General features: G+C 66.1%; 6 protein-coding genes. 4 read left to right on the top strand and 2 right to left on the bottom strand.

What is annotated here, in order from left to right; genetic code table 11:
- Positions 1-53: 53 nt before the first annotated feature.
- Positions 54-200: a hypothetical protein gene (locus ACSQ1L_RS00880; protein ID WP_435991031.1), complete on the top strand. Its 147-nt coding sequence runs from the start codon at positions 54-56 to the stop codon at positions 198-200.
- A gap of 8 nt (positions 201-208) precedes the next feature.
- Here the strand turns inward: ACSQ1L_RS00880 and ACSQ1L_RS00885 are convergent, their stop codons facing one another.
- Positions 209-625 (bottom strand): beta-lactamase hydrolase domain-containing protein, encoded by a 417-nt coding sequence (locus ACSQ1L_RS00885; RefSeq protein ID WP_435991033.1) that lies wholly within the window; start codon positions 623-625, stop codon positions 209-211.
- A gap of 211 nt (positions 626-836) precedes the next feature.
- Here ACSQ1L_RS00885 and ACSQ1L_RS00890 point away from each other — a divergent pair, with 211 nt between their 5' ends.
- From ACSQ1L_RS00890 to ACSQ1L_RS00900, 3 genes are all read left to right on the top strand, one after another.
- Positions 837-3,896, top strand: coding sequence for a carboxypeptidase regulatory-like domain-containing protein (locus ACSQ1L_RS00890; protein WP_435991035.1), 3,060 nt, complete (start codon positions 837-839; stop codon positions 3,894-3,896).
- Between the two features lie 456 nt (positions 3,897-4,352).
- Positions 4,353-7,532, top strand: a complete 3,180-nt coding sequence (locus tag ACSQ1L_RS00895) for a TonB-dependent receptor (RefSeq protein WP_435991037.1) — start codon at positions 4,353-4,355, stop codon at positions 7,530-7,532.
- A 153-nt stretch (positions 7,533-7,685) separates the two neighbouring features.
- On the top strand, positions 7,686-8,234 hold the full coding sequence (locus ACSQ1L_RS00900; RefSeq protein WP_435991039.1) for a hypothetical protein: 549 nt from the start codon (positions 7,686-7,688) through the stop codon (positions 8,232-8,234).
- A gap of 6 nt (positions 8,235-8,240) precedes the next feature.
- On the opposite strand, the gene metH is transcribed toward ACSQ1L_RS00900, so the two are convergent.
- Positions 8,241-10,904 (bottom strand): methionine synthase, encoded by a 2,664-nt coding sequence (gene metH, locus ACSQ1L_RS00905; protein WP_435991041.1) that lies wholly within the window; start codon positions 10,902-10,904, stop codon positions 8,241-8,243.
- Positions 10,905-10,953 lie beyond the last annotated feature (49 nt).

Below are 10,953 nucleotides of genomic sequence, written 5' to 3' on the forward strand. Positions count from 1 at the left end.
CCCGGCCCGCGCCTTGCGTCAGGCCCCGGTGAACCTTCCCCGGAGTGCCCGATATGGCCGTTTCCATCGCCCTGGCTGTCTCAAAACGGCTCCAGCCCATCGCGGCGGCCTTCCTGTGTCTCATGGCGGCGCAACTCGCCGTCGCGTCCTGCACGCCGGAGCCGGCGCCCTACGCCGTCCGTGTCAGCCTCGTTCGCTGACGGAGTTTCTACAACGGAACGCGGCTGAGGTCGTAGCCCGCCGCCGCGTCGCGCAGGGCGCCGGGCTCGACGCCGGCGAGCCGTTCCGCCATGGCCCAGGCGGCGGCGGACCGCATCCCGGAACGGCAGAAGAACACCGCCTTGTCGTCCGGTCCGAGGGCGTCGAGCGTGTCGCGGGTCGCCTGGACGGCTGCCGCATCGGGCAGGCCGTGGGCAGGGGCGTGCACGACCCTGAGGCCGGCCTCCGACCCCACTCGTTCGATCTCCGATGAGCGCGGTTGCCCCGGCTCTTCGTCGTCGGGTCGGTGATTCACCAGACAGGTGAATCCGGCCGCGGCCAGATCCGCGATCTGGTCTGGCAGGACCTGTCCCGTGACCCAGACTTGTGGTGAGAGGCGGCGGAGCGCGGTAATTATTCCGGTCATTAGTATCCGTATTTCAGCTAGTTGAGATCATATGTGGCGAGATTGCGACAGGCTGGCCAGGATTGGATTACAAACCGGTAATTGTGCGGGCGGTTCGCTTATTGCCAAGCTAGGGTCTTCCTGATCCGGGTGCATTGGGGCGCGCGGTGTTTGTTGCCGTCAATGTTCGCTTCCTCTTGGACGCGTCCTGCGGTTCCAGGAGGGTTACCTGTTGAAGAATCACGCCATCAAGCAGCGGTTGCTGCACTCGACCATGATCGGCGGAGCGGCGCTCATGGCGCTGACCGCCGTGTCGACCGTCACCCTGCTCACGCCGACCGCCGCCTTCGCTCAATCGCAAACGGGTACGCTGCGGATCGACGTCACCGGTGATGACGGCCAACCGCTGTCCGGCGCGACGGTGACCGTCAGCTCGCCCGACAGCCTCGTGACGAGAACCGGCGTGACCGACGCAGAGGGGCGCGTCCGCCTCGCGGGCCTGGACCCGGCGACGAACTACACCGTCAGCGTGGTGGCCGCCGGCTATGACGAATACACCGCCAGCAATGTCGCTGTGGTCAGCGGCAGGGACCTGAGCCTGGGTTATGTCCTGATCAGCGGCGCGCGCGCGGCCGATGACGCGACGAACATAGGCGACGTCATTGTCACCGGCCGCTCGCTGGCGGCGGTGGACGTCACCTCGGCGACCGTCGGCACCACGCTGACTCTGGACACCGTGGAATCGCTCCCCACCGGCCGTAGCTATCAGAGCTATCTGCAGCTGGTCCCGGGTACGAAGCCCGGCGCCAACCCCTCGTCGCGTTCGGGCGTGAACTATTCCGACATCGGCGGCTCCATCGGCTCCTCGTCGGACAACGTCTATTATCTGGACGGCGTCGACGTGACCGACCCGACCACCGGCACCTTCGGCGCCAACTTCAACTCCGAGATCATCCAGGAACAGTCGGTGATCGTCGGCGGCGTGCCGGCCGAATACGCCGGCGGCTCGGGCCTGATCTCGCGCGTGATCACCAAGTCCGGCGGTAACGAGTGGCACGGCTCGCTCAACTACTACCTGCAGAACGACGAACTGGTCGCCGAGGACGAGCACACCACGTCGGGTGGTTTCTCGACCTACGACACCGCCTTCACCCTGGGCGGCCCGATCCTGCGTGACCGTCTGTGGATCTTCGGCTCGTACCAGAAGAAGTTCCGCGAGGACGAGGTCCTGGACATCACCAACGGCGATATCCTGCGCACGGTCGAGCAGGAGAGCGAGTACGCCTTCGCCAAGGCCACCTGGCAGGTCACCAACGACGATCGTCTGTCGGCCAGTTGGTTCAGCGATCCGTTCGAAACGACGGGTTCTGCGTCGGCGGGCGTCCTGAACAATCGCGACACCCGTCGGGTGCAGGGCGGCGACAACTACAAGATCGACTATTCGCGCACCTGGGGCGACCTGCTGGTCAACGCCTACTGGTTCCGCCACGAGGGCGAGGTCTCCAACTTCGCCGCGAGCTCGGATATCCGTGACACGCTCGTCTTCCCGACCGCCGCGAACGCGACGCTCGCCCAGCGGTCCCTGGGCGGCTCCGGCTCCAACATCGAAACCTTCCGGAACCGTGACGAGTTCGGCGCCAATTTCGAGTACTTCCTCGATACCAGCTTCGGCACCCACACGATCAAGGCCGGCTACAACCGCACCGAAAACGTCTACGCCGAGGACTCCACGGTTCCCGGTGACGTGACCTACAACTCGCTCGCCATCGGTTCCGCCGGCGGCACCTTCCAGAGCGTGCTGGTCGACGGCGGCTGGACCGCCCGGCCGTCGGTCGGCGCCCCGGACGCCGCTCGCATTATTCAGGCGCTCGAAGGCAACGCCACGGCGAAGGCCTCCGTGGACACCGACAACGACGGCGTGGTCACCGAGGACGAACTCAACGCCCTCGTCTTCTCCGACACCACCGGCAACCCTTACGGCAACGTGAACCTCTACCGCGCCCTGCGCACGGTCAGCGGGGCCTATGAGGTGCGCAGCGAAGGCCAGTCCCTCTATCTGCAGGACACCTGGACGCTGGGCCAGCTGACCGTCGGAGCGGGCCTCCGCGCCGAGAAATGGGAGCACTTCGCTTCCGATGGCTCGCAGGTCGCCACCTTCGACTGGGAGATCGCGCCGCGTCTCAGCGTGGTCTACGACCTCACGGGCGACGGCCGCAGCAAGGTCTTCGGCTTCATCGGTCGCTACTATGACCCGGTCCGCAACAACATGTCGGACTTCGCGGGCGCCCTGACCGGCCCGGTGACCGAAGAGCAGCTCAACGTCAACGGCGAATGGGTCACGTTCCGCGTTCGCGGCGGGGCGAGCACCCCGGACGCCCTGTTCGCGCCGACCACCGAAACGCCGTACACGGACGAGTACATGCTCGGCTATTCGACCACCTTCGGTTCGGATATCGGCCTGTCGGCGTCGGTGACCCGTCGCCAGACCCGGAGCATCCTGGAAGACTTCGACCTGGCGCTGTATTCGGATCCGAACAACACGGAAACCAACCACCCGAACAACCACGACGGGGAGCACGGCTACGCCTTCCCGGGGTCGCCGTTCTTCATCCCGCTCTCGTACTTCGGCTACGACGCCATGCCGAACTCGAACTACGTCATCGGCACCCTGCCGGGTGGCGAGCGGAACTATACGGGCTTCGAGGTCAGCCTGACGAAGTTCAGGACCGACAACTGGTTCGGGCAGGTCTCGTATACCCACAACGCCGCCGAGGGTAACTCGAACTCGGACAGCAACGCCGACTACCAAGGCGACTGGATCGCGCTCGATCCCCGTGCGCCGAACGTGTACGGAGACCAGCCGGGCAACATCAAGCACCAGTTCAAGGCCTACGGTGCCTACGAGTTCGACTTCGGCCTGGAAGTCAGCGGCGTGTTCAACTGGAACAGCGGGGCCCTCTACACCCCGGCGCAACTCATCGGCGGCCGTTACTTCGCGCCGATGGACGCTCCCTACGAGTATTGGGGCGTGACCGATTCCTACCTGTCGGAGGGCTTCGTCGGCTCGGAGACGACGCCGTCGTACTACACCTTCGACATGCGCTTTGCGTATGACTACGACCTGCCGATCGGCGGGGTCGAGTTCTTCCTCGACGTCTTCAACGTGCTCAACAACCAGGCGGCCACCGACGAGCAGAAGCTGCTCGCGGGCAGTGGTCAGTACGCCTACGGCGAGGCCAATAGCTGGGTCGCGCCGCGGCGTGCCTATCTGGGCGTGCGCTACTCGTTCTGATCCGAGGGTCCGCCTGTCGGATAAACTTCAATGCCGGCGCGAAAGCGCCGGCATTTTCTTTGGTACCGTTGTCGTCCGCTCCATCGCGTCCTGCGCCGCGCGACCCCATGGGGCGCGCCCCTGCACGAGTGATTCCACACGGCGCCTCTCACCCTCGCGCGGCTCCTCAAAGGATCGGCAGGGTCCGTCCAGCGGCCCGGACCTGCAACGAGGGGCCGCGAAGCGACGCAATCATGGCGCCCCTTTGCGGCGCGATTTCAATGAGTTCACCTCGTGTGTGGCGGGATTGCGACAGAGTGGCAGCGATCGGGTTACGCCGACGTAATTATGCTGCGCCCGCTCATTGCCAAGTCTAAGGTCAAGGCAATCTGCGTGCATTGGGGTGCGCGGAGTTTGGTTAACCGTCGACGATCGCTTCCTTTGAGAAGCGTCCGGCGGTCTCAGGAGGACCACCCTTTGAAGACCCAAACCATCAAGCAGCGCTTGTTGCACTCGACCATGATCGGCGGAACGGCGCTTATGGCGCTGGTGGCGGCTCCGGCCCTCACCCTGATGACGCCCTCGGTCGCCATCGCGCAGAACCTGACCCAGGGCGCCGTCGCCGGCACCGTGACCAACCAGGCCGGCACCCCGGTCGCGGGCGCCGAAGTCGTCCTGACGTCGGTCAGCCAGGGTTTCTCGCGCAGCTTCACCACCGACGCCTCGGGCGGCTTCCGCGCCGTGGCGCTGCCGCAGGGCGTGTATGAAGTCGTCGTTAACGCGCCGGGCTTCAACTCCCTGGCCGACACGGTCAACGTCGGGTCGGGCGGCACCGCTTCGCTGACCCTGACCATGGGCGCCGCGGCCGACAACGCCACGCAGATCGACGAAGTCGTCGTCGTCGGCGTTCGTCGCGCGGTTTCGGAATTCGACGCCACGACGACCGGCCTGACGGTCAACGTCGAGGAACTGTCGCGTAACGTTCCTATCGCCCGCAACGCCGGCGCCGTGGCCCTGCTGGCCCCGGGCGTCACCGCCTCGGATACGGCCTTCGGCGGCATCCCGACCATCGGCGGCGCCTCGGCCGGCGAGAACACCTACTTCATCAACGGCCTGAACATCACGAAATTCCGTGACTTCACCGGCTCGTCGGTGGTTCCGTTCGAATTCTACCAGACGCTGGAAACCAAGACCGGCGGCTACTCGTCCGAGTTCGGCCGTGGCACCGGCGGCGTGCTGAACGGCACGACCAAGTCGGGCGGCAACGAGTGGGAATTCGGCGTCACCGCCTACTGGGAGCCCGACTCGCTCCGTGAGGACTCGCCGGACACCTACCTGGCCCAGAACCGTTTCGACGAGACCGAGTCCTCGGACATCATCTTCGACTTCGGCGGCCCGATCATTCAGGACCGTCTGTTCATCTTCGGCCTGTACAACATCCGCGATCGCGAAGCCGTCAACATCGGCACGCCGACGGTCGATCCGGCGTTCGGCGCTGGTGCGAACGGGACGCGGGTCACTTCGGACGACCCGTTCTACGGCGCCAAGGTCGATTTCCTGATCACCGATGACCACCGTCTGGAGTTCACCTACTTCTCCGACGAGCAGGAGCAGCAGACCGAGAACATCTTCGTCAACGCCGATGGCGAGGAGATCGGTTCGTTCACGCCCTCGACCTTCAAGTTCGGTGGTGAAAACTGGATCGCCCGCTACACCGGCGTGTGGACCGACTGGCTGACCACCTCGCTGGCCTACGGCGTCAACGAGTACAACGAGTACAACTCGTCGCCCGGCGACGCCGGCGCGCTGATCACCGATCAGCTGCCGGGCTTCCCGCGCCGCGGCATCTGGGGCGTCGGCCAGCCGTCGACGAACGAAGACGAGCGCACCATTCTGCGCGCCGACGTCGACATCTACGCCGACTTCTTCGGTTCGCACCACTTCCGCCTCGGCATCGACCAGGAGACGCTGGAATCCACCCAGCTGCTCGACTACTCGGGTTCTGGCTACAACTACTGCCGTCCGGGTGGCATCACCCCGGATATCGCCTGCTCGGGTGAAGTCACGGGTGGTCTCTGGTACCGCTACCAGACGCTGTTCACCGAAGCCCAGGCCCTCGCGCTCGGCCGCCCGGAACTGGAAGGCGCACCGCGTCGCGTCCGTATCCGCGCCTACGACAACGACGGTTCCTGGACCTCGACCCAGAACGCCTACTACATCCAGGACTCCTGGGAGGTCACCGACCGCCTGACCCTGAACCTCGGCGTTCGTAACGAGGGCTTCGAGAACGAAAACGGCGCCGGCGTCGCCTTCATCGACCTGCAGAACCAGTGGGCTCCGCGTCTCGGCGCGACCTATGACGTCTTCGGCGACGGTGAAGCCAAGCTGTTCGGTTTCTGGGGCCGCTACTTCCTGCCGGTTGCGGTCAACACCAACCAGCGTCTGGCCGGCGCCGAGTTCTTCTTCCAGGACACCTGGAACCTGGACGTCAACAACGGCGACCTGGTGAACGACGCGAACCAGGACGGCATCCACGACACCACGGATGAGCCGTTCCTGCTCAACCTCGTCGGCGCCACCAACCTCGCCGACGGCACGATCAAGGGCACGGCGACCTCGGTCGACAAGGAAATCGACCCGATGTTCGTGGACGAGTTCATTCTCGGCTACGAGCAGCGCGTGTTCGGCGACTGGACGATGGGCATCAAGGGCACGTACCGCGAACTGGGTACGGCCATCGATGACGTCGCCATCGACGCCGCCGTCCTCGACTACTGCGAGGCGGCCGGCGGCGGTCTGTCCGAGGCGATCTGCTACAACGTCTGGTACGGCTTCCACCAATACGTGCTGACCAACCCCGGCGAAGACATGGTCATCACGCTCTCGGGCGCCGACCTGTCGCGCGCCACGGGTGGTGCGATCACCGAGGACCGGGAAATCACCCTGACCGCGGACGCCCTGAACTACCCCGTGCCGGACCGCACCTACAAAGCGGTGGAGTTCTCGCTCGACAAGCCGTTCGACGGCGTGTGGGGCGCGCGCTTCAGCTACGTCTGGTCGGAAAGCGAAGGCAACTACGAAGGCGCCCTGAAGTCCGACAACGGTCAGACCGACCCCGGTCTGTCGCAGGACTTCGACCAGCCGGGCCTGACCGACAACTCGTTCGGCTTCCTGCCCAACCACCGCGAACACACGTTCAAGGTCTTCGGTAACTGGCAAGCGACGCCGGCTCTGAACATCGGCGCCAACCTGATCGTTCAGTCGCCGCGTAAGTTCGGCTGCCAGGGCTTCCACCCGACCGACGTCTTCGCCCAGGGCTACCAGGCGGCGTCGTGGTTCTGCGACTTCACGGACAACGACGTCATCGACGGTGTCGCGACGCCGCGGGGCTCGCAGTTCGAAAGCGAGTGGCTGAAGAACCTGGACCTGACCTTCGCCTACGATCTGGGCGAAGTGTTTGAAATCCCGGGCGACAGCCTCGTGCTTCGCGCGGACGTCTTCAACGTGTTCGACTTCTCGTCGGCCCAGGACTTCAACGAGTTCGGGGATGTGGCGCAGGACGAAGTCGACGTCGATCCGCGTGACCCGAACTACGGCAAGGCTTCGGCCTACCAGGCGCCGCGTTCGGTGCGCTTCAGCATCGCCTACCGCTTCTAATCAGCGGTCGGAAAAGACCAGACTACCGGGCGGCGGATCTTCGGATCCGCCGCCTTTTTCTTTGCTGAACGCCTGCCATGGAAAAACCATTGCGGGGTCTGAAGCGTTGCGGCATCCGAACCCGCCGACGCGGCGCACAACTCCGGAGCCCACATGATCGCCAGCCTCGCCCTCGCCGCCGCCCTGATGACCCAGACGGCTCCGACCGCCGCCGCCCGCCAGGACGGTCCCGTCGTCACCGCCGGCCCGGCCACGGGGGAGACGGCCGACGCCCTGCGCATCCGCGAGGCGGTGGCCTACGCTAACCCGCTGCCGCGCGGCGCGCCCGAGGCGGACTATCCGCTGGTCGCCTGGTGCGAGGCGCTGGTGAACGGGCACGTGGCGCTGGGCGAGACCCTGACCGACGCCGACCCGCTGGACCGGGACATCGTCCGCCTCGGCAAGCTTGAGGCCGCCGATTTCCGCGCCGCCCTCGACGCCGCCGGGCCGCGCCAGTCGGCCGGCAGCCGCGCCGCCGCCGAGGCGGCCGCCGCCGAGGCCGCCGCCAAATGGGCGCCGCTGGCCGGTCAGGAAGAGGCGGTGCGCAGTCAGGCCTTCGGCCTGTTCTTCGGCCTGCCGGGGCGCTGCGAGCACGCCGCGCGGCGCCTGCGCGAGAACATCACCACCCCGCCGGCCACGCCCGAAGAGGTCGGGCTGGAGTAGGGCGGTTCAGGCCGCTTCCGCCTTCGCCGTGTCCCGGTCGTAGTTGAGGATCGGCCCCAGCCAGCGTTCGGCGATCGCCACATCCCAGCCCTTGCGGCGGGCATAGTCCTCGACCTGGTCGTGGTCGATCTTGCCGACGCCGAAATAGTGGCTGTCGGGGTGTCCGAAATACAGGCCTGACACCGCCGCCGGCGGCGTCATGGCGAAGCTTTCGGTCAGGACGATGCCGGCGTTTTCGGTGGCGTTCAGCAGGCGGAACAGGGTGGCCTTCTCGGTGTGATCCGGCTGCGCCGGATAGCCGGGGGCCGGGCGGATGCCCTGGTATTTTTCCGCGATCAGGTCCTCGGTCGAGGCGGTCTCGTCAGGAGCATAGCCCCACAGCTCGGTGCGCACCTTCCGGTGCAACGCCTCGGCGAAGGCCTCCGCCAGCCGGTCGGCCAGGGCCGTCGACAGGATGGCTGAATAGTCGTCGCCGGCGTCGCGGAACCGCTGGGCCACCTCCAGTTCGCCGTGACCGGCGGTGACGGCGAAGGCGCCGATCCAGTCCTGGCCCTCGGGCGCGATGAAGTCGGCCAGCGCCAGATTGGCCTTGCCGTTGGTCTTGGCCATCTGCTGACGCAGGGTGTGGAAGCGGGCGATCTCCGTCGTCCGGCCCTCATCGGCGTAGACGGCCACGTCGTCGCCGATCGCATTGGCCGGCCAGAACCCGACCACGCCGCTGGCCCGGAACCATGTCTCGTCGACGATCCGCCGCAGCATGGCGCGGGCGTCGCGGTACAGGTCGCGCGCCGCCTCGCCGACGATCTCGTCCTTGAGGATTTCCGGGAAGTGGCCGGTCAGCTCCCAGCTCGAGAAGAACGGCGTCCAGTCGATATAGTCGGTCAGGTCGGCCAGATCCCAGCTGTCGAAAGCCCGCACGCCCAGGAAGGACGGCGCCTTCGGCCGGGGCGCGGCCCAGTCGATGGGGAAGCGGTTCTCGCGCGCCTTGTCGATCGGTGTCCGGGCCTTGGCCGTCTGGCCGCGGGCGTACTGCTCGCGGATACGGACGTATTCGTCCCGCGTGGCGGCCTCGTTTTTCGCCCGCTCCGTCTTCGACAGCAGGCCGGCGACCACGCCGACGGCGCGGCTGGCGTCGATGACATAGGTGGTCGATCCGGACCTGTAGCCGGGTTCGATCTTGACCGCCGTATGGGTGCGGCTGGTGGTGGCGCCGCCGATCAGCAGCGGAATGTCGAAGCCGCGGCGCTCCATTTCGCGCGCCACGAAGACCATTTCGTCGAGGGACGGCGTGATCAGCCCCGACAGGCCGACGATGTCGACCTCGTGCTCGACCGCGGCGTCGAGGATGCGGTCGGCCGGGGCCATGACGCCGAGGTCGATGACCTCGTAGTTGTTACACTGCAGCACGACGCCGACGATGTTCTTGCCGATGTCGTGGACGTCGCCCTTGACCGTGGCCATCAGGATGCGGCCGGCCTGTTCGCGCGGCTTGCCTGCCTTTTCGGCCTCCATGAAGGGTTCCAGCCAGGCCACCGCCTGCTTCATCACCCGCGCCGACTTGACCACCTGCGGCAGGAACATCCTGCCCGAGCCGAACAGGTCGCCGACGACGTTCATCCCGTCCATCAGCGGGCCCTCGATGACATGCAGTGGACGTTCGGCCTGCAGTCGCGCTTCCTCGGTGTCCTGCTCGATGAACTCGGTGATGCCGTTCACCAGGGCGTGTTCGATGCGCTTGCCGACGGGGGCGTCACGCCATTTCAGGTCGACGACGCGCGCCGCGCCCTTCTCGCCCTTGTAGTCGGGCGCCATGTCCACCAGCCGCTCGGTGTTCGAGACATTGGTCCGCTGGCGGCGGTTCAGGATCACATCCTCGACCGCCTCGCGCAGCACCGGATCGATGTCGTCATAGACCGGCAGGTCGCCGGCGTTGACGATGCCCATGTCCATGCCCGCCTGGATGGCGTGATACAGGAACACCGAGTGGATGGCCCGCCGCACCGGCTCGTTGCCGCGGAAGCTGAACGAGACGTTCGACACCCCCCCCGACACCCGCGCATAGGGCAGGGTGGCCTTGATCACCCGCGTCGCCTCGATGAAGTCGACGGCGTAGTTGTCGTGCTCCTCGATCCCGGTCGCCACGGCGAAGATATTGGGGTCGAAGATGATGTCCTTGGGCGGGAAGCCGACCTCGTCGACGAGGATGCGATAGGCGCGGGTGCAGATCTCGATCTTGCGCGCGGCGGTGTCGGCCTGACCCTGCTCGTCGAAGGCCATGACCACCACGGCGGCGCCGTAACGCAGGCACTTCACCGCGTGTTCGCGGAAGGCGGCTTCGCCCTCTTTCATGGAGATCGAATTGACGATCGGCTTGCCCTGGACGCATTTCAGCCCCGCCTCGATGACCTCCCATTTCGAGCTGTCGATCATCACCGGCACGCGGGCGATGTCGGGCTCGGCGGCGATGAGGTTGAGGAAGGTGACCATGGCCTGCTTCGAATCGAGCAGGCCCTCGTCCATGTTGATGTCGATGACCGAGGCCCCGGCCTCGACCTGTTGACGCGCCACCGACAGGGCGGCGGGATAGTCGCCCTCGATAATCAGCTTCTTGAATTTGGCCGAGCCGGTGACGTTGGTCCGTTCGCCGACGTTGATGAAGGTGGGGCGCATCTAGGAAACCTTCTCCCAGAGGGAGAAGGAGGGGCCCGCGCCCTCAGGC

Source organism: Brevundimonas sp. LjRoot202 (genome assembly GCF_964253355.1).
Taxonomy (GTDB): domain Bacteria; phylum Pseudomonadota; class Alphaproteobacteria; order Caulobacterales; family Caulobacteraceae; genus Brevundimonas.

Excerpts from the sequence above, each read along its gene's own strand:
- ACSQ1L_RS00880 (WP_435991031.1), top strand. The coding sequence starts at position 54 with ATGGCCGTTTCCATCGCCCTGGCTGTCTCAAAACGGCTCCAGCCCATC.
- ACSQ1L_RS00885 (WP_435991033.1), bottom strand. The coding sequence starts at position 625 with ATGACCGGAATAATTACCGCGCTCCGCCGCCTCTCACCACAAGTCTGG.
- ACSQ1L_RS00900 (WP_435991039.1), top strand. The coding sequence starts at position 7,686 with ATGATCGCCAGCCTCGCCCTCGCCGCCGCCCTGATGACCCAGACGGCT.
- metH (WP_435991041.1), bottom strand. The coding sequence starts at position 10,904 with ATGCGCCCCACCTTCATCAACGTCGGCGAACGGACCAACGTCACCGGC.